The sequence below is a fragment of the Tissierellales bacterium genome (assembly GCA_025210965.1).
Lineage (GTDB): Bacteria > Bacillota > Clostridia > Tissierellales > JAOAQY01 > JAOAQY01.
In genome coordinates, this window is sequence record JAOAQY010000213.1 from 26,909 (window position 1) to 46,140 (window position 19,232).

Sequence of the window (19,232 nt, forward strand, 5' to 3'; positions counted from 1 at the left end):
CTCTATGCTATACTAATATTGTAAAATCAAATTTGATAAATTTCGAGGAGGCTTAATATGCAATCAAAAATACTTATAGTAGAAGATGATCCTAATATCGCATCTCTTATAGAACTCTATTTACAAAAAGAAGGCTATAAAACACAAATTTCATACAATGGACGCGAAGCACTTTCTGCATTTACTGAATTCAATCCTGATCTCATGCTTCTAGACATCATGCTACCCGAGATGAATGGATACGATATATGTAGGGAAATAAGAAAACAAAGCAATGTTCCTATAATAATGTTAACTGCAAAAACAGAAACCTTTGACAAGGTTTTAGGATTAGAATTAGGTGCCGACGATTATATAGTAAAACCATTTGAACCTAAAGAACTCTTAGCTAGAGTCAAAGCTGTTATGAGAAGATATAACATACCCGTTGATCAAAAACAGTCAAACGAAATAATATATACTAATTTAAAAATAAATCCAGATGACTATAGTCTAGTTTACAGAGGTGAATTGATGGAAATTCCACCAAAAGAGTTTGAGTTGTTAACATTCCTTGCCAAAAATCCCAATCAAGTCTTTACTAGAGAACAATTACTAGACCATGTTTGGGGTTATGATTATTACGGTGAGACTAGAACCGTTGACGTTCATATTAAAAGGCTTAGAGAAAAGTTTTCTGATGAAAATGATTGGCAAATAAAAACAGTTTGGAGTGTTGGGTATAAATTCACTACAAACTAAGGAGGAGGATTATGGTTCAGCGTTCTATTTTTACCCGAATGTTTAAAATTTTTATGTCAATCACAACCTTGAGTGTTGTAGGATTAGCTTTCATTTTAAACGGGTATCTAAATACTTATTTTATAAATCAAAGAGAGGAAACTCTTTTAGAGCAATGTGTTTTGATTCAAGAACAATATACCTTGTTTCAGGAACAATACGATCTTCATGGCAAATCGCCTGCAACTACTGCATTTCAAAGTAATTTTATAAAAGAGTTATCTGCTCTAGATAAATATTTAAAAGCAAGAATTTTGCTAATTGATAAAACTGGATTAATTCTCATAGACTCTAAAGATGCAGATTCATCTATACTCAGAACAAGCGTCAAGTACAGAGAATTGACTTCTGTTTTCAAGGGTGATATTGTGACTATAAAAGACTACAACAATCCTTATTTTGACGAACCTATTTTATTGATAGGTTATCCAATAAAATCATCGGATAATGTTGTATCTGCACTATTTGTTCACTCACCACTACCTGAGATAACAAAAACATCGCATGAAATATTTAGTATAAGTTTGTTTGTTATATTGTCTATATTCCTTATAGCTTCAATAGCTATATTGATTATGGGTTCTAGGTTTAAGTACGAGTTTTATAGAATAATTAGAGCCTTAAAAAATATCGCAAAAGGTGATTTTTCAGAACGAATATTGACCAATAGGCAAGACGAGTTAGCAGAAATTGCACATCATATAAATTATATGGCAAATGAATTAGATACTATAGAGTCAAGCAGACGTACATTTATATCAAATATATCACATGACTTGAGATCTCCTCTCACTTCAATTTCTGGATACTCTCAGGCAATACTCGACCATACTATACCTGTTGAATCTCAAGATCGATATCTTAGAATAATAAATAGTGAAAGTTTGAGGTTAAAAAATTTAGCTAATAGTTTAATAAGTCTTACAAAATTCGAGTCATTTGAAATACTAGAGAAAAAGGCTTTTGATATCAATCAGTTACTTCTGTCTACTTTAGATAGTTTTGAAAACCGAATAGAAGAAAAGAACTTGCACGTTGACATACAGCTTACTGATAAACCACTAGACGCGCTCGGAGCTCCTGATCAGATTGAGCGTGTAATTTACAACCTAATAGATAATGCTATCAAATTTTCACCTAACGATGGCCTGTTTAAAATATCTATAGTTGCTGAAAAAAAACATTTTTTAGTTTCAATTTGCAATGAGGGCCCTACTATAGATACTGAAGAGCTAAATCAAATTTGGAATAGATTTTATAAATCGGACTCTTCTAGAGGCAAAAACAACAATGGTTACGGTTTGGGTCTGGCAATTGTAAGAGAAATTATTCTAAATCATAAAGAACAAATTTTCGTTGAAAGCTGTAGTGAGCATGGAACTAGCTTCTCGTTCACGCTAGAACATCAAGCTAGAAAGGTTGAAAAATCAAGTACTTTACTCTCTAAAAACTAAATAGCAACTACTAAAAAGTACTTTTTAACATTTTGTTCATATCTATGTCATTTCACATTAACACTTAATTTTTAGACTATATGTATGAAGTAATTGAGTGAATTTATTAAAATTCACTATTTAATCTTATATTCTTTGAAGGAGGTATTTATATGAGCGAAGACTTTAACTCAGACAATAATTTTAAGGAAAATGAAGCGCAAAATCCGAATGTTAGAATCTGGTCTGAACCTGCAAAAAAATCTAGATTATCATTTCCTAAAATACTTGTTTTAGGCGTGGTTTGTTCTGCTACGGCAGGTTCTTTCATTGGAGTTGGGTATAATATCGCTTCATCATATATTCCCAAAACACAAACAGTAGTTGCACAAACTATACCTGCAAATAATGTGCAGAATATATCGTTTACATCTACCGATTCTCCAATAACTAAAATCTATGAAGATGTAAATCCATCCATAGTATCGATAACTAACAAATTTACAACTGAAGATTTTTTCATGAGAGAAATAGTACAGGAAGGTCAAGGCTCTGGTATTATATTCAATACATCTGATGACGAACTTCTAATAGTTACTAACTACCATGTAGTACAAGGCGCTAATAACTTGACTATTCACTTCTCATCAGGAGAAACGGCTGAAGCCTCGATTGTCGGTGGTGATGCTCAAACTGATTTAGCCGTAGTAAAGGTACCTAAAGAAAACTTAGATGAAACATTTTTCAAAACTCTAAAACCTGCTACATTTGGCAGCTCTGATAATTTAAAAATTGGAGAACCTGCTATAGCCATAGGCTCTCCTGTAAATTACGAAAATAGTGCTACCGTTGGAGTCATATCTGGATTAAATAGGAAGCTAAATCTTTCAGGTAGGAACTTAACTCTTATACAAACCGATGCTGCTATAAATCCTGGTAATAGTGGCGGTGCTCTATTGAATATTGCTGGTGAAGTTATTGGAATCAATACAGTAAAAATTGCAGATACTGAAGTTGAAGGTATTGGTTTTGCTATTCCAATTACAGATGCTATGCCTATAATAGATGATCTTGTAAACAATGGACACGTAGAGCGACCTTATCTTGGTATAGCTGGTAAAAATGTAACAGATGAGTTATCTGATCTTTATGAACTCCCTGTTGGAGTATTTGTTCAGTATGTATATGAAAATAGTCCTGCTGACAAAGCTGGTCTAGAACCTAAAGATATAATAGTCGAGTTTGATGGTTTAAAATTACCTACAATGACTGACATAAAAAATAATATAAAATCACACGAAGTGGGCGATGAAGTAAAACTAGTAATAATAAGAGATAACAAAAGAATAGAATTTAAGGCAACATTAGATACAATTAAAAGCAATTAAATACTGTAATAGAAGAGGCTGATTGATCAATATTTATTTTGAAGCAGCCTCTTTTTATTATTTTAATTTATCATCTATGCTATAATGGGTATATCCATAATACAGAGTGTTTGAGTATATAACGCACAAAGGAGTTTTGATATGGCTATAGATCCTAAAATAATAAACATGTACAATAATTTAATAGATGAAATAAGTATATTTGTAAAATCTGATCAAAATCTTTCGTTTGATTTAAATTCAAAGTTGACCGTAAACGATTATATTACTATTGATAAACGAATTAATCGAAATGCTGTCATAAAAACTGATCCTATAGATTTGCTTTATAAAAATGAAATTAAAGAAACTAAAAAAACGTTTGAAAATGTCAAAAATGGTCAATCATTAGATATTTCTTCGATTGAATCATTTATAGATACTGCGCTTCCGGATATTACTGGAAATAACAATATTTTATCTAGAATTAGACAATTAAAAGAAGACGACGATTATACTTATAGACACTCTTTAAACGTCTCAATACTAGCTACTAATATTGGCAAGTGGCTCGGTTATTCAGCTAAGCAATTAAAAGAACTTGGCACGGCCGCACTTCTTTTTGACATTGGCAAATTGACTATACCATCTGAAATTTTAAATAGACCTCACAAAGTTACATCTAAGGAATCAAAAATTATACAACAACATACTGTGACAGGCTACAATATGTTAAAGCTATTAAACTTACCAGATAGCATACTATTAGCTGTACTTCAGCATCATGAGAATATGGACGGCTCGGGATATCCGCTAGGTGTCTCTGGCGACAAAATTCATGAGTTTGCAAAAATCATACATATATGTGATATGTATGATGCTATGACTACTGACCGCATCTACGCTCCTAAAAAATCGCCTTTTGAAGTTGCTGATTTAATTAGGATAGAAAGTGGTTCTAAACTTGATCCAGGTATAGCGTATATCTTTTTGAATAATATCGCTGAATTCTACTCTGGTTCAAAAGTAATACTAAATAACGGGCAAACTGGTACTATAAGACATATTAATCCTTTAAATCCAACATCTATTACGCTTCAAATAGGTGAGAAATTTTTAGATTTGAGTAAGTCACCACAATTAAAAATTGTTGATTTCATCTAAAAAAGTACAATTAGCAATCTCGCTAATTGTACTTTTTTTAAATTTCATCTACATAATCTATCCATCTATCTATTCTATCAAATGTTTTTTTAAACCATTCCCAAACTTCACTATATTCAAAACTAGACTTTGAAGCTAAATTTTCAAGTGGCGATAATGTCTCTAGTTCTAATATTTCTCTTCTAGTAAAGCACTCAACGTTGCATCCACTATCTGGGTATGTTTTGTTTTCAAATTCAAAACGCTTCACAAAACTATAATCTTCAAATCTATACCCAACCCAATTTCGATTGCTCATTACTCCTAATTTAAATGCATTGTTATCATCTGGTATACTTTGTATTTCTACGTGATTCTCTCCCCAATGCAGTCTCTTGTCATTTGGCCTTGAATATTTCCAAAGTAGCAACTTGTTATTTGGTGCATATCCTGTATCATCATCATTTAAGGGGATTATAACCCTACCTCTAGGTCTCATCATAGATATCGGCCATATCGAAACTTCTATTGGCCATAAATGATCATTATACAATGTGTGACTTATTTTAAATTTTCGATTGGATAATTCTTCTATTTTTATTGTCTTTTTCAATCTATTTTGAACGTCTAAATCCTGAAATAGTTTGATATACTTGTCTCCGAACTCATAACTTATTCTCTGATTATCAGGCTGATATGTTCTAGGATACGACTCTGGACTATGCCAGAATCTATGACCACCTTTTAAACAAAATTCTCCCGCTTCTGTTTCAAATTTTTCAAGTTCAGGCGATATGTCATCACAAAATAAATTGTTCATCTCGTCACCAAACCAAATTATCCTAAGACCACACTCAATAGTTACTATTATTGTCGTCTCAGAATTCTTTATTTTGATGCATTTGCCCCATTTTGGGTGATTAATTTCATTTGAAATCATTATCTTACTCCAATCTAATTTTTTTTATAGCCTTCCCAAGATTATTTTCTTTTATGAGCCCCAATCGGTATGCTGAAAGCAATCTTTCAAGTGATTCTATTTGACTCAATAACGCTACTCCAGTATCTGTATCCTCTACTTTTTTTCTATTATTTGTTTTTTCCAGTACTATAATTGTTGACAAGATGTCTTTTTCTTTCAATATAGCTGCTTCTGTCGATTCAAAAGGTTCGTGAGAAGCTAAGCGCAAGCCGTATGAATTATAAATCAAAGTATATCCAGCTATCCCAGTAGTTTCGTGATAAGCTTTTGCAAATCCACCATCTATAACCAATAATTTTCCATCTGCCTTTATAGGACTCTCACCATTTTTGGTTTTTACAGGAACATGTCCATTAATTATGTGTGATTTCTCTGCATCTAACCCAAAAGCTTCAAGTATTTTATTGCAATAATTCTTGTCATCTCTATACTTATAAAATGGATCCTTGTTTTCTTTGTGAGTAGCTTTATCCTTTATAAAATACCTCTCGAAAGTTGTCATTTGATCCTTGCCAAATAGTGGTGATTTAGGTCCACTCCATAAGTACCACATAACGTCTGCTCCAAATTCATTTTTTCCATCAAAATAAAACGATCTTGCCATCCTATCAAATTTATCAAATAGATTTCTGCCTTTGTACGTATCCCTTCCTATCTGCAACAATTCAAATTCGCCATCATCTGAGGATGGTACGCAACCGTGAAATAAGAGATTGCTGTTGTATTTCAAATATAAGCTTCCCTTTGTATACATAAAAGCAACGTGTCTTTCCAATTTCTCACTGTGTACAAATGAATTCACAAGTTTTTTTACAAGCTTATCCTCTTCTTCACTTAGTTTATAAGGCTCCTTCGGATCAATAGTAGGGAAGTTTTTATCTATCAAATCATATGTTTTCCCTTTTATTCCTATTGTTCCTTTTTCATAATCAATCTTATCCAATAATAGTCTACTCTCCATCGCGTAGCTAGGACTCTTCTTTATTATTTGTCCCTCTAATTTAAATTGTATAACAGCTATTGCCTTATGCATTTTTGCTATGACCTCTAAGTCACGATTTCCAAAATCGCATTTTTCGGGAAATTTTTCTCTGAAAACATCGCACTTATCGTCTCCATAATACTCAAGTGCAAATGTAGCTAATGGCAATAAATTTATGCCATATCCATTTTCAATAGTTTCTAAATTTGCATATCTAGTTGCTATCCTTATCACATTAGCTATACAAGCTTTAGAACCACCAGCGGCTCCCATCCAAAGAATATCATGGTTTCCCCATTGTATATCTAAAGAATGATAATCGTATAGTTCATCCATTATTAAATGAGCACCTGGCCCTCTATCATAAATATCTCCTATCAAATGCAATCTATCTATGGCAAATCTTTGTATCAGTTTACATAGCGCTATTATAAATTCATCTGCCCTATCAATTTCTATTATGGTGTGTATTATTTCATTGTAATAATCATGTTTATTATATATTTTTTCTTGCTCGTGCAATAGTTCTTCGATTATATAAGCAAAATCGTCCGGAAGTGCCTTTCTAACCTTAGATCTGGTATACTTAGATGATGTGGCTCTGCAAACTTCTATAAGCCTGTAGAGCATAATTCTATACCAATCTGAAATATGTTTTTCTCTTTTTTTAACTAGTTCTAGTTTTTTCTCCGGATAATAGATCAAAGTTGCTAAATTTTTCTTTTCACTTGATCTTACCGTATTTCCAAAAATATCATCAATCTTAATCTTAAGAACTCCAGATGCATTTCTCATAACATGGGTAAATGATTCATATTCTCCATGGACATCTGTTATAAAATGTTCTGTTCCCTTTGGTAAATTCAAAATAGCCTGAAGATTTATAATCTCTGAAGAAACTTCTGAAATAGTAGGAAATTGATTAGACAATAATTTTAAATACTTCAAATGTTCTTCCAATTCTTCTACGCAATATTTTTTCATTTTTTCACCTCGTTATATGCTTAATGCCCCCGATAAACTTAGTATAACATGATTAAAGCCAAAAGTTATATACAACTTTTGGCTTTCTATAATACACTTTTATTTATTTACCTTTTCTTTAAGTGTTTTGCCTGCTTTAAATACTGGCGCTTTAGATGCTGGAATTTTAATTTTCTTTTTAGGATCTCTTGGGTTTCTACCTTCTCTAGCTTTACGGTCTCTAACCTCAAAAGTACCAAAGCCAACTAACTGAACTTTCTCACCATCAACAAGTGCTTCTTCAACACTTTCCATAAATGCCTTTAGAGCTACCTCAGAATTTTTTTTAGTAAGACCACTCTTTTCGGCAATTGCAGCGATTAATTCGCCCTTATTCATACAATCTCCTCCTTCTCTTTTAAGAACCCCAAAATAATAGGGATTTCTCTAGCTCTTGAATAGTTCTACAAAAGATAGCGAAATCCTTTTTATTTTTTGGATTTTTTTGATTTTTAAGATTTTTTACACATTTCACTAGATTTTGTCCAATATTTCGGTCTTTTTAGTCTTAAATTCATCTTCAGTCAGAACTCCTGCTTTTCTCAATTTATCTAATTTCATAAGTGTGTCATAAAAATCGTTGCTTTCTTTTAAATTTTCCTCTAAATCTTCCGTATCAAAATCATTTAATTTATTCTCGATAAAATCATACCAATAGTCTGCTTCTTTCTTTATTTCCATGTAAATATCAGATTCTTTTTTTATTTCTGACCCTGGTTTATTGAAAAAATCAATATAGAATACTGGTCTAGTCCAACTGTTTACAACTATTTTGAGTCCCAATTGGTATGCAACATCAATTCCCTTCTCTTTTGTAACTGGGAACCCTAAGAAATCTTCAATTTCTCCATAATGAATTTCTTTCAAAAGTTTTTCATTTTCAATGTATTGACGTCTCTTCGAATTTATTTTATGTCCATTTTCTAAAAGTTCTACTTCTAAAATATTATCAAATAAAAATACATCATAATCAAAAAGATACTTTATATGATTTACAATATATGCTCTTTGCTCTTCTTCAACTTGTTTTTTTGCCTCTATAATACTGAGCCCATCATTTTTTACCCTTTTATTTATCTCTTCTAACTTCTCATCATCACTTAATATGGCTTCTCTATACCTAAAAAAAGCTATTTTTTTGCTATTTTCATCAATTACAATTCCATCCTGTCTAACGCGATTTATATATTTATTCGTAATAGTAAAATTTGGAATTGCATTTAAAAATGCATAATCTCCTTTTTCCATCTCTTTCATATAACAATCTACGCAAAGATGTTTGCCCTTTATAACATGAGTCGCCAACAATTTAATTTTTTTGTCACATAGTGCACATTTATTTGACATATGAACACCTCCTCTTTTTCATTCTATACCCTTAGTAATTTATAATAACCTATAATATCCCTTTTTTACATAAAAAAAGATGCTAATGTTTTCACATTGGCATCTTTTTATGAACTGCCTACTGCAATATTTAAAATAGCATGTTTTTCACAAGTTTATTTAAAAACAGTAGATTTTTCTCTCTCTCTTCTGGAAATGCTACTATCAAGCTCCATATATCCATAAACAATATGCCTACAAATCTCACTTCCATTCCCTCATCTATATTTACTATTCCTATTTCATTCCACTCTTTTATTTGATTTTCTATCTGCAATAATAATTTTCTTCTAATTACATTATCTGATTTTTCTTCTTCAAAATGCAAATCTTCTCTTAACTGCATTTCGAGTGCATTTGAATTTACAGTCAAATACTGTGAAATCATATGCTTTTTATCAAACATATCATCATAAATTTTTTCAAGGCTTTTTCTTACAAATTCTATCTCATGCCCTCTAACATAATTTATTCTTGCAACGTTTTTTATAGTTTCTTCCCAGCTGTTGTCAAATACCGCATTAAATATATCTTTTTTATTAGAATAGTAATTATAAAGTGTCCCAACTGCAATATTCGCATCTAATGCAATACTTTTCATGTCTACTTGATCATACTCTAAAGTTTCAAACCGTTTTGTAGCAGAATAAATAATTTTATCTTTAACATTCTTTATTATTTTTGGCATAGATCCTCCACTTTTTGAATTAAGTTCATAATCTTTCTTCAATTATATCAAATGATTTTTTTTAAATCAAATAGCTTTTGTATTTTTTCTTCTCTTCGGCTCTAATACTATGTTATACTCTTTTTAGAGGGGGATTTATTTATGAAAAAACTTTATCGCTCAACTAACACAAAAATAGTATCTGGAGTTTGTGGAGGTTTAGCCGAATATTTTGATTTAGACCCAACTTTAATTCGCATAATATGGGCTTTTTCGTCAATAGTATCTATTGCTATTGGAGTTATAGTTTATATAATATGTGCGATTATAATACCATGCAATCCCAATTTAAGTTCGAAACCTAAAATTTCGCTAGAAAAGAAAAAAATTAGAAGAAAAAAAACTTTTAAAGCGAGCATTTCAAATTCTCGTTTTGCTTTCTTCTTGATTATTCTAGGAGGTATTCTTCTTCTAAATAATTATATTGATTTCAATCTATTGGACTTTGACTACTTATTTCCTCTAGGCTTAATAGCTTTAGGCTTAAATTTATTACTTAAGGATCGTGAATCTAATGAAAGTTAAACAAAATCTAGGTATTTTTTGCATACTTGCGGGTTTGTATCTTATGGTCGAACAATTTGGTCTATTGAGCTTTTCATTTTTATTTTTATTAGCAAAATTGTGGCCAGTTTTTTTAATTGTATCTGGTTTTCAAATTATATTTTCTGAAAATAAAAATACTAAATGGTATATTTTAATAAGTCTAATTATGGTATTTTTTGGTTATAGTTTCTACTTAGAATTGGGTACAGAACAAGTAGCATCTAAATCACAAGAAAGTATACAAAATAATTATACTGATGAAAGTAAAAATAAGGTTGTTGAAAAAGTTAATATTAAAAATACTACTAATCATACTACCGACTCCAACGAATATTATTCTCAAATATCTAAAATTAGTAGCGATATTGACAAATTAGAGCTTTCCATGAGTTTAAATTCTGCAATGCTAAGTCTATCTTCAAGTAATTCTAATTTGCTTTATGACTTACTTGCACCTAAGAATGTTAAATTGGACTCACTAGAAGCAAAAAATAGCACAAAGATAGCTTCATTAGCTGATTATGGATCAAATGTAAAAGATTTTGTTCAGTTACATCTTTCGACTAAGGTAAAAATTGATCTTGATCTTAATTTGTCAGAAAATCAGAATCATAGTTTAGATTTTAAAAATCTAAATATAGATAATCTGGATATTACTACAAGCTCTTCAATTTTAAATATGGAGCTTTCTGATCAGAATCAAAATTTAGAAATAAATCTACATGGATCAGATAATAGTATTCAACTTAATGTCCCTAGTGACTACACTTTGAATATTTATGGTGATTTAGATGATATTAATATAGCTGAAAACTCAAAAACTTTGGGATCAAATTCTGACAAAGAATTGAATATCACTTTGAATCTGGACTCTCAAACTAATGTTTATATCAAGTAGCTTTTCATTTTAAGTAATCATCTAAGGAGGTCTATATGCACTTACTATTCAATATTACAGGTACATTTTCGGTTCTAATACTCATCAACATGGTTCTCGCCTTTACTCTTATTTTTTTAGAAAAAAGAAATCCATCTAGTGCATGGGCGTGGCTCATGGTACTTTTGTTTTTACCTGGAATAGGTTTTATTCTATATCTCTTAATAGGTCAAAATTTAAGTAAATCTAAAATGTTTCAATTCAAAGCAGATGAAGATATAATGATGCGAAATTTACTTGATGAACAAAAAAATCAATTGCAAAATCAAACAATCCACTTTGATGATTTGGCTCTACTCGACTATCGCTCAATGATGAGAATGTTGCTTGTGAATGACTATTCTTATATAACTCAAGATAATTCAGTAGAGATATTAACTGATGGAATTCAGAAATTTGATTCATTGATAAATGATATAAGAAATGCAAATGATCACATTCATATGGTTTATTATATAATCAAAAATGATGAACTATCAAAACGAATAGTACATGAACTTACTAAAAAAGCTCGCAAAGGAGTTCGTGTTCGATTCCTATACGATGCGTTAGGCGGCAGAACTTTGACAAAGAATTTTTTTAAAGATCTTCGCGCTGCTGGTGGAGAAGTATCTGTATTTTTCCCATCCTTGCTAAGTTTAATCAATCCACGTATCAATTATAGAAATCACCGAAAAATCGCTATAATTGACGGATTAGTTGGCTACATTGGTGGATACAATATAGGTAATGAGTACGTAGGCTCTAATAAAAAATTCGGTTATTGGAGAGACACTCATTTGAAACTTTCTGGTAGCTCTGTTTATAGTCTTCAAATTCGTTTTTTACTTGATTGGCGATATTCAACTAATACGGATTTACCTATTCAGGATCACTTTTTCCCATCTCATAGTGGTTTTGGAAATAAAACTATACAAATAGTTTCAAGTGGACCAGACTCTAAATGGGAACAAATAAAAAATGGATATATAGCACTTATAAATAGCGCTAAAAATACCATTTACATACAGTCACCATATTTTATTCCAGATGATAGTGTACTAGAAGCCTTAAAAATAGCTTGTTTATCCGGTATTGATGTTCGTATAATGATTCCAAATTTACCCGATCATCCTTTTGTTTATTGGGCAAATAGATCCTATATATGGGAGTTATTAGAAGCAGGAGCTCGCGCTTATGAATATACTAATGGTTTCTTACATGCTAAAACTATAGTCGTTGATGGAAAAGTTTGTTCTGTTGGTACTGCTAATTGGGATGTTCGAAGTTTTAAACTCAATTTTGAGGTAAATGCTTTTGTATATGATTCATCTGTTTCTAAAGAAATGAATTCTATATTTGAAGAAGACTGTAAACTCTCAAACGAACTATTTTGGGAAGACTATCAAAATAGATCTATTAGACAAAAATTAAATGAATCTGTCAGCAGATTACTCTCTCCAATATTATAAAAAGCTTACTCTTTAAAAAGAGTAAGCTTTTTCTTATTATTCTAATCCATTTTTAAGTGTCTTAACAAAATCTTGTGCATTAACTGCCATTGTAGTTACTTCTAATGTTCCTCTATCTCTCAATTTGTTTAAGATAAACTCTGAAGTATCAATAGCATAGATATATACTGGTCTGATTTCTCCATCTTTATCAATATAAGATGGTGTCATATTTCCAGATGCAATGGTGTGTAATTGAGTTGCCAAGCAAATCAATGTCGTAGCTCTTCTTGTATGATATCTCATAGCATCTTGAGCTTCATAAACATTTGCATAAACTGGAGGCAATGGACCATCATCTCTTATTGAACCAGCTAATACATAAGGCACTCCTGATTTTTCACAAGAATAAATGATACCATCTTGAATATTTTCATTTTCAATCAATGCTTTTATAGAACCATGTTTTCTAGCAACATTTATAAGATCTAAGTGATTATAATGTCCCATTGGATATGGCTCTTGTGAATAAATATCTACTCCTAATGCAGTTTTTAAGTATCCACCTTCTAAGTCATGAGTAGCTAAAGCATTACCCGCCATAAGTGCACTTACATGTCCATTTTGAACTAACCAGCTAACAGCATCTCTAGCACCTTTGTCAAATGATACAGCAGGTCCTAATACCCAAACAACATGTCCGTTATTTTTTTTTTCATATTTCAATAATTCTATTAATTCATCATAGTCTTTTGAAAATGATGTCTCACGGCTACGTCCTGTTCTAAATGCAAATACTTCACCATTTCCATCAGCTGATGTATTAAATCCATCTGCATAAACATAGATTCCTTGTGATGCATCTTCTGTTCTTCCAACTACAACCAAGTCACCTTTTTTTAAGTTTCTAAACTCTTTTGCTTCAACTCGGCCATTTTCAAATACTCCAACGCAATCCATTCTTGATTCATGAGCTATGTACCATTTGCCCTCTATCTTAAAGTATTCTGGATAAATAGAAAGTGCATGATACTTTTCTGGTGCAACACCGTCTTTCTCAACAGCAACTAACTTACACTCAGGTGCATTTTTCAAAAATTCTTGCTCAAAATTCGGTTCTGTATACTTTGGCATTTTAAAACCCATCGAATCATTCCCTTCGTTTATGTTTTATCGTTCTCTTCCTAGATTATAACCCATTTCGATTTAAATGTCATAATTTTGTCAAAATTGTTATAAAAGGATACCGATTCCATTACATTATACAACATAATAATTATACAATCAATGCATATTTATTATTTTACCAATTAAAAAACACACTTTTCATTAAAGTGTGTTTTTTATTCTTCACTAATCTTTTTTACTTAAATCTGGCCCACTATGATCTGACTTTTCTTCTGATTGATCTTGTTCGTCATCATGAATTGTATACTCTGGATTGTGGACATCTTTGCTCATTATATCTCTCTTTTCAGGCAATATAATCCACATCGCTATATAAGCAATGAGCCCTGTGCCATAAAATATTGCCCAAAGAGCCCAAATCACTCTTATTATTGTCGGATCTATTTCAAAATACTCTGCAACGCCCTGACAAACACCACCAAGTTTAGCATACTCACTATTTCTATACAATCTTTTTTGTACTGCCATCAAAATCACACCTTTCATTTTATTCTATAATTATATCTCCAACTGATGATTCTAATTTCAATTTATTCTTGCCTTCACCTACAATGCCTTTTACTTCATCGTCTTTCTTTTCAAATACTTCCGACAATATTCTATCAAATTGTACATCACCAACTGAAGCTTCAGCATCAATATTGAAATCAGCCTCATCATTATTTAATTTAATTTTCAAATCTGATGTAGACACAGTGTAATCTAAATCATAATCAAATTTTACGTACTCAATAGTAACATCTCCAGTTGAGCTCTCTCCAATTATATTACCTTCAACATTTTTAAAATCCACATCTCCAGTTGATGAATCGACTGAAATATTTTCAGATGACAAATTGTCAACAGCTATATCTCCCGTTGAACTTATAAATTCTGTATTATTTGCTTCTAATTTCGATATATAAATATCTCCTGTGCTACTGTGGCTTTTAAAACTATCCGCTATTATATCTTCTGCATTAAAATCGCCTGTTGATAGCTCTATATCATATGATTTGTTGTAAGTTTTTGGCACACTAATCTTCAGTTTAGGTGATCTAGTAAATCCAACATTTATAATCAATCCTTCACTTTCTCTCTCTGCATTTATTCTCAAAACCTTTCCTTCTGAAACACTAAGTTTTGGACCCGAATCATACGTCTCTAGTTTTACTTCTACAAATTCACTATCTACCCTCTCTAAATTCACATCAGTTATGGACGTATCTATTTCTATTTTTTCTACATTTGACAAATCTTCAATCTTTGCTTCTTGCACAATAAGTGACTGCTCATTTTCTATTATTTTTATTTCACTACACGACGATAATGTCAGGACCATGAAAATAAATGCAACTATTTCTAAACCTCTATATTTCATATTTTGCCTCCTACCTTTTTTTGTTATTATAGTTCTGCCATATAATAAGTACTCCTGCAATTATGAGTCCAATTGGCCAAACATTATTTACCAAAATTACTGTAGCTTCCCATTCAAGTACAGATACACTAAAAACAAATGCTCCAAATATACACAATATTACACCTACCCTAAATGCCCAACTCGGAACATAATATCCCCTCTTAGATGTCCGTCCACTACTTATAAAATGAATAGCTAAAAAACTCAAACCTAAAAATTCGAAAAATAGCACGCCATCCAGAATTCCTAGATCTACAACATCCTCAAGCATAGCGTATAGTGAAATTGATGTAATTATACTTCCAGCAACTAGTAAAGCATTTTTTCTATTAGTGTAATCGCTTCCTGATACTAAATATCCAACTAAAAACATTGCCGCCACAGCTAACCCACCTGAGCCATCTGGCATATTTATATACCTAGATATAAGCATGGAACATCCAAGAAGAATTAATATCGCAGCAAAAAAATTTTTATTATTATTCATATTTGTTCCCACCTTTCTTTTGTTCTCTTTATATTTAAATTATAACTCTCAAACAAGTCATATGATAAGTTACTGAAGTCACTAAATTATAAAAGTGCAACAAACAAATACTTCTAAGTATTGTGTTTATTGCACTCTCAAAAATAAATCTTTATGCTTTCCTGCTATTTTGAGCAAGTATAAGTAACCCTGCAACTATCAAAACTACTGGGAATATCCATTTGAGTTTTAGAATATGAAGTATTGACCATCCCCAAAAAAATGTTGTATATGAACTTATGGCTACAATAGTCAATATTCCAATTGGTATCAGCAAGCCGCTATCTCTTTTATCAAAAATGTATAATTGTAACAATCCAAATGCTACTGCTAAAAGATATACCGGCCAAGTATATTTTGTATAACCCCAATTTGTCATAATTTCAAATAAAAACAACAATCCCAGTATAGTAAGTATTCCTCCAGGAACCAGCACTCCTGGATTTTTCCTAGTTGAGAAATAGGAAATCTCAAATATCAGTCCTGGTATTAGTAAAAACAATGGCCATAATTGACCAATATTAGGTAGTTCAATACTAGTATACCTTTCCAATAGCACTACAATTCCAATAATTATAAATAGTATTCCCCAAAAACTATTCGTTTTTTTCACAATTATCCCTCCCCTAGTCTTCTACCAATAACTCTATTTGACCAATTCCTGCTGCTATATCTAATTCCACTACATAATCGGATGTTTGAAATGAATTGTTATAATAAATATCGTTTTTCATCAATATATTTTTACCCGAAACAGCTTTCAAACCTCCATTAATTTTAACTTTTACACCAATATCTTTTGGCAATAGCACCTTGAGTTTACCAACGCCTCCATCAATATGAATATCTAAATCTTTGCCATAATTTTTTCTAAGATTTAATGTGACGTCACCAACACCCATTTGTAAATTAAGATTTTTTAGATTCACCTCTCTAAAATCAAGTTCTCCTTCACCTATCCCCAAATCTAAATCCAAACTAACGGGTTTTATTTTAGACAATTCTAATTTCCAATTGTATTTGTAGTTATTTAGACTGTTTAAATTCACACTCGGATTTTTCATATCTACATTTTGTATTCTGCCAACTCTACTATTGTCTATTTGAGGCTCCCATGCTTCATTACTATATTCAAATTGTGCATCTACAAGTTTTTCTGATCCACCTTTTATTGAAAATTCTCCAATTCCCAATACACAATCTATATTTAGCTCATCCACGTCCTCTTGATCTTCTAACTCATAAGTTTTTTCATAACCTGATTCATTAACAATCTCACTACCATTATCTAAATATATGGTACATCCACTAAGTGTAATTGAAATCGTCATTAACAAAACCATAACATATTGTTTCATCTAGTTCCCCCCTCTTCTAGATATAGTATATGCTAATTACTAGTCATATGATTAGTTACCAAAGTAATAATGTTAGTTACTATCGTCTAGAAGAGATTGTATAAGCAATACAACTTTCGTTCTATCATTAGTCCCAAGTTTGCTGTAAATTGTACTTATATAGTTTTTCACAGTACCTTCACTTATAAACAGCTCTTTTGCAATCTGTTTATTCGTAAGCCCTTTTGATAATTTTTTTGCAATCTCAAGTTCTCTTTGCGAAAAATTTTCTAAAGCAATATCATTTATATTTTCTATATTATTATTAACATCTTCTTGTTCTCTCAATTTTACAGCTAGTTTTCTTGCAATTTTTGCAGGCAACATTATTTCACCTTTATATCCCGCTCTAATATAATCTATTAACTGATCCGCAGCTATATCTTTCAATAAATAGCCATCTGCACCATGAGCTAATGCCTCTATTATATATTCTTCATCGTCAAATGTAGTTAACATAAGTATAGATACATCCTCGTCAACTTTTTTTATTGCTTTTACACTCTCAACCCCATTCATTATAGGCATCCTTATATCCATCAATATAACATCTGGGTTTATTTTATCATTTAGTTTAACTGCCTCTTCACCATCTTCAGCAAGTGCTACTACATCTATGTCCTCTTCTAATTCAATTATTGTTTTCAATCCATCTCTCATGAGTGTTTGATCATCTACTATCATAAGTTTAATCATCTTCATTTCCCCCGTTATCATATGGAATTTCTATTTCTATGCAAAATCCATTTTCTATTTCTGTTTTAATTTCAATATTACCGTCAAGCTTCTCTACCCGCTCCTTCATAGAACTTAAGCCAAATCCATCTACTATATGATTTGCTCCCCGGCCATTGTCACATAATCTAAAATATATATCGTCATTCATTTTACATATATCAACCTTAAAATAGTCTGCTCTTCCGTGCTTTATTCCATTCGTGAGCCCTTCTTGCAAAAATCTATAAATTGCTTTTCCTATAATTTCAGGTATTTCAAGCTGTTCTTCAATATTACATTCTATTTGTACATCTGTGTGCTTTATAGTGTCTTCTATTAAAGAATAAATTGATGGCAAAATGTCCAATACATCCCCACCTTTTTTTAGAACTCTAACCGAAGTTCTTATACTATTTAATCCATTTCTAACCTGCTGCTGTGCTAGTTCTAACTTTTCTCTTGAAAGATCATCATTTCTACCGATAAGCCTTTTACCAGCCTCTATCTCAACCAAAACAGTAGTCAAAGTATGTCCTACCGTATCATGTATCTCTCGTGCAATACGATTTCGCTCCTCTATTACTGTCATTTCCTCAAGTTCTTCCGAACTGTGTTTTAATTTTTCATAGGCTGTTGATAATTCACTTGTCTTTGCATCAAGTTCTTCCATGGTTTTTTGCAAAGTTCGCCTTTGATCAATTTGATACCTCGCTACATAAAAAATTCCATAAAATAAGACAAAATTTATAACCTCTTTCCACATATCAAATAAATAATGATTTATATCTGGATATCCTAACTTAACATAAATAGAAAATGCATATGTCAAAAAGCTCAAAGTAGCAACCATAAAACTATAATTAGATGAATGAACTAATATGGCATCGCCTATTAAAACAAATAGGTATACATATGTTATATCGGTATTATCTTGCAATAATATCCAATAAACAATCGCTAAATCAAAGAAAATCATTATTTTGCTAAATTGCTCGTATTTTTTATCTGTATAAATAATAAACAATCTTGTTGTTATTGATGCTAAAAAAATAGATGTAAGTGCAACAAGTTGATAAATATTTCCCGGATTGCTAAGCATAGCATATAAAAATGGTATCATGATAGATGTATAAACGATTATCGAAAATATTTTTTGAGTTTGTCTATCTAATTTTTCCAATCGATCACTCCTTTATAATTGCATTTATACCCCTTTTATTATACTATAGATATACAAAAAGTTATATGTTTTACGAAAGGAGTTAT

Annotated in this window: 20 protein-coding genes; 7 read left to right on the forward strand and 13 right to left on the reverse strand. The window is 31.2% G+C overall.

Going from position 1 to position 19,232, the window contains the following annotated elements; all coding sequences use genetic code 11:
* Positions 1-57: 57 nt before the first annotated feature.
* The 4 genes from N4A40_15390 to N4A40_15405 all read left to right on the forward strand — a co-directional run bounded on the left by N4A40_15390 (position 58) and on the right by N4A40_15405 (position 4,744).
* Entirely contained in the window at positions 58-741 is a 684-nt protein-coding gene (locus tag N4A40_15390) for a response regulator transcription factor (protein ID MCT4663240.1), read from the forward strand.
* 38 nt (positions 742-779) lie between these two features.
* Positions 780-2,234, forward strand: a complete 1,455-nt coding sequence (locus tag N4A40_15395; protein MCT4663241.1) for a HAMP domain-containing histidine kinase — start codon at positions 780-782, stop codon at positions 2,232-2,234.
* Between the two features lie 152 nt (positions 2,235-2,386).
* A complete protein-coding gene (locus N4A40_15400; protein ID MCT4663242.1) occupies positions 2,387-3,601 on the forward strand; it encodes a trypsin-like peptidase domain-containing protein in 1,215 nt (404 codons plus the stop codon).
* A 141-nt stretch (positions 3,602-3,742) separates the two neighbouring features.
* Positions 3,743-4,744, forward strand: coding sequence for an HD-GYP domain-containing protein (locus N4A40_15405; GenBank protein MCT4663243.1), 1,002 nt, complete (start codon positions 3,743-3,745; stop codon positions 4,742-4,744).
* Positions 4,745-4,781: 37 nt separating this feature from the next.
* Here the strand turns inward: N4A40_15405 and N4A40_15410 are convergent, their stop codons facing one another.
* From N4A40_15410 to N4A40_15430, 5 genes are all read right to left on the reverse strand, one after another.
* Positions 4,782-5,663, reverse strand: a complete 882-nt coding sequence (locus tag N4A40_15410) for a hypothetical protein (protein MCT4663244.1) — start codon at positions 5,661-5,663, stop codon at positions 4,782-4,784.
* A 4-nt stretch (positions 5,664-5,667) separates the two neighbouring features.
* Positions 5,668-7,671, reverse strand: a complete 2,004-nt coding sequence (locus tag N4A40_15415; GenBank protein MCT4663245.1) for a fructose-1,6-bisphosphatase — start codon at positions 7,669-7,671, stop codon at positions 5,668-5,670.
* Between the two features lie 99 nt (positions 7,672-7,770).
* Positions 7,771-8,049: an HU family DNA-binding protein gene (locus N4A40_15420; protein MCT4663246.1), complete on the reverse strand. Its 279-nt coding sequence runs from the start codon at positions 8,047-8,049 to the stop codon at positions 7,771-7,773.
* A 135-nt stretch (positions 8,050-8,184) separates the two neighbouring features.
* A complete protein-coding gene (locus N4A40_15425; GenBank protein ID MCT4663247.1) occupies positions 8,185-9,057 on the reverse strand; it encodes an SHOCT domain-containing protein in 873 nt (290 codons plus the stop codon).
* Between the two features lie 130 nt (positions 9,058-9,187).
* The gene (locus tag N4A40_15430; protein MCT4663248.1) at positions 9,188-9,784 is read right to left on the reverse strand and encodes a TetR/AcrR family transcriptional regulator; all 597 of its coding nucleotides are present in this window, start codon (positions 9,782-9,784) and stop codon (positions 9,188-9,190) included.
* Positions 9,785-9,925: 141 nt separating this feature from the next.
* Here N4A40_15430 and N4A40_15435 point away from each other — a divergent pair, with 141 nt between their 5' ends.
* The 3 genes from N4A40_15435 to cls are packed head-to-tail and all read left to right on the forward strand — an operon-like array spanning position 9,926 to position 12,757.
* Complete coding sequence (locus tag N4A40_15435; protein MCT4663249.1) at positions 9,926-10,348, forward strand: PspC domain-containing protein; 423 nt, start codon at positions 9,926-9,928, stop codon at positions 10,346-10,348.
* Positions 10,338-11,267, forward strand: a complete 930-nt coding sequence (locus N4A40_15440; protein MCT4663250.1) for a DUF5668 domain-containing protein — start codon at positions 10,338-10,340, stop codon at positions 11,265-11,267. Before N4A40_15435 ends, N4A40_15440 begins: the two co-directional genes overlap by 11 nt.
* A gap of 35 nt (positions 11,268-11,302) precedes the next feature.
* On the forward strand, positions 11,303-12,757 hold the full coding sequence (gene cls, locus N4A40_15445) for a cardiolipin synthase (GenBank protein ID MCT4663251.1): 1,455 nt from the start codon (positions 11,303-11,305) through the stop codon (positions 12,755-12,757).
* 36 nt (positions 12,758-12,793) lie between these two features.
* Here the strand turns inward: cls and N4A40_15450 are convergent, their stop codons facing one another.
* From N4A40_15450 to N4A40_15485, 8 genes are all read right to left on the reverse strand, one after another.
* Positions 12,794-13,882: a hypothetical protein gene (locus N4A40_15450; protein ID MCT4663252.1), complete on the reverse strand. Its 1,089-nt coding sequence runs from the start codon at positions 13,880-13,882 to the stop codon at positions 12,794-12,796.
* 207 nt (positions 13,883-14,089) lie between these two features.
* Entirely contained in the window at positions 14,090-14,392 is a 303-nt protein-coding gene (locus tag N4A40_15455) for a PspC domain-containing protein (protein MCT4663253.1), read from the reverse strand.
* A gap of 19 nt (positions 14,393-14,411) precedes the next feature.
* Entirely contained in the window at positions 14,412-15,284 is an 873-nt protein-coding gene (locus N4A40_15460) for a DUF4097 domain-containing protein (protein ID MCT4663254.1), read from the reverse strand.
* 10 nt (positions 15,285-15,294) lie between these two features.
* Positions 15,295-15,813, reverse strand: a complete 519-nt coding sequence (locus N4A40_15465; GenBank protein ID MCT4663255.1) for a hypothetical protein — start codon at positions 15,811-15,813, stop codon at positions 15,295-15,297.
* Between the two features lie 151 nt (positions 15,814-15,964).
* The gene (locus N4A40_15470) at positions 15,965-16,465 is read right to left on the reverse strand and encodes a DUF5668 domain-containing protein (GenBank protein ID MCT4663256.1); all 501 of its coding nucleotides are present in this window, start codon (positions 16,463-16,465) and stop codon (positions 15,965-15,967) included.
* Positions 16,466-16,478: 13 nt separating this feature from the next.
* Complete coding sequence (locus N4A40_15475) at positions 16,479-17,210, reverse strand: toast rack family protein (GenBank protein MCT4663257.1); 732 nt, start codon at positions 17,208-17,210, stop codon at positions 16,479-16,481.
* 72 nt (positions 17,211-17,282) lie between these two features.
* A complete protein-coding gene (locus N4A40_15480) occupies positions 17,283-17,945 on the reverse strand; it encodes a response regulator transcription factor (GenBank protein MCT4663258.1) in 663 nt (220 codons plus the stop codon).
* Positions 17,938-19,146 (reverse strand): sensor histidine kinase, encoded by a 1,209-nt coding sequence (locus N4A40_15485; GenBank protein MCT4663259.1) that lies wholly within the window; start codon positions 19,144-19,146, stop codon positions 17,938-17,940. The genes N4A40_15480 and N4A40_15485 overlap by 8 nt, the downstream gene beginning before the upstream one ends.
* Positions 19,147-19,232: the final 86 nt, after the last annotated feature.

Coding starts and splice junctions, on each gene's coding strand:
- N4A40_15390 (MCT4663240.1), top strand. CDS start 58: ATGCAATCAAAAATACTTATAGTAGAAGATGATCCTAATATCGCATCT.
- N4A40_15395 (MCT4663241.1), top strand. CDS start 780: ATGTTTAAAATTTTTATGTCAATCACAACCTTGAGTGTTGTAGGATTA.
- N4A40_15400 (MCT4663242.1), top strand. CDS start 2,387: ATGAGCGAAGACTTTAACTCAGACAATAATTTTAAGGAAAATGAAGCG.
- N4A40_15405 (MCT4663243.1), top strand. CDS start 3,743: ATGGCTATAGATCCTAAAATAATAAACATGTACAATAATTTAATAGAT.
- N4A40_15410 (MCT4663244.1), bottom strand. CDS start 5,663: ATGATTTCAAATGAAATTAATCACCCAAAATGGGGCAAATGCATCAAA.
- N4A40_15415 (MCT4663245.1), bottom strand. CDS start 7,671: ATGAAAAAATATTGCGTAGAAGAATTGGAAGAACATTTGAAGTATTTA.
- N4A40_15420 (MCT4663246.1), bottom strand. CDS start 8,049: ATGAATAAGGGCGAATTAATCGCTGCAATTGCCGAAAAGAGTGGTCTT.
- N4A40_15425 (MCT4663247.1), bottom strand. CDS start 9,057: ATGTCAAATAAATGTGCACTATGTGACAAAAAAATTAAATTGTTGGCG.
- N4A40_15430 (MCT4663248.1), bottom strand. CDS start 9,784: ATGCCAAAAATAATAAAGAATGTTAAAGATAAAATTATTTATTCTGCT.
- N4A40_15435 (MCT4663249.1), top strand. CDS start 9,926: ATGAAAAAACTTTATCGCTCAACTAACACAAAAATAGTATCTGGAGTT.
- N4A40_15440 (MCT4663250.1), top strand. CDS start 10,338: ATGAAAGTTAAACAAAATCTAGGTATTTTTTGCATACTTGCGGGTTTG.
- cls (MCT4663251.1), top strand. CDS start 11,303: ATGCACTTACTATTCAATATTACAGGTACATTTTCGGTTCTAATACTC.
- N4A40_15450 (MCT4663252.1), bottom strand. CDS start 13,882: ATGGGTTTTAAAATGCCAAAGTATACAGAACCGAATTTTGAGCAAGAA.
- N4A40_15455 (MCT4663253.1), bottom strand. CDS start 14,392: ATGGCAGTACAAAAAAGATTGTATAGAAATAGTGAGTATGCTAAACTT.
- N4A40_15460 (MCT4663254.1), bottom strand. CDS start 15,284: ATGAAATATAGAGGTTTAGAAATAGTTGCATTTATTTTCATGGTCCTG.
- N4A40_15465 (MCT4663255.1), bottom strand. CDS start 15,813: ATGAATAATAATAAAAATTTTTTTGCTGCGATATTAATTCTTCTTGGA.
- N4A40_15475 (MCT4663257.1), bottom strand. CDS start 17,210: ATGAAACAATATGTTATGGTTTTGTTAATGACGATTTCAATTACACTT.
- N4A40_15480 (MCT4663258.1), bottom strand. CDS start 17,945: ATGATTAAACTTATGATAGTAGATGATCAAACACTCATGAGAGATGGA.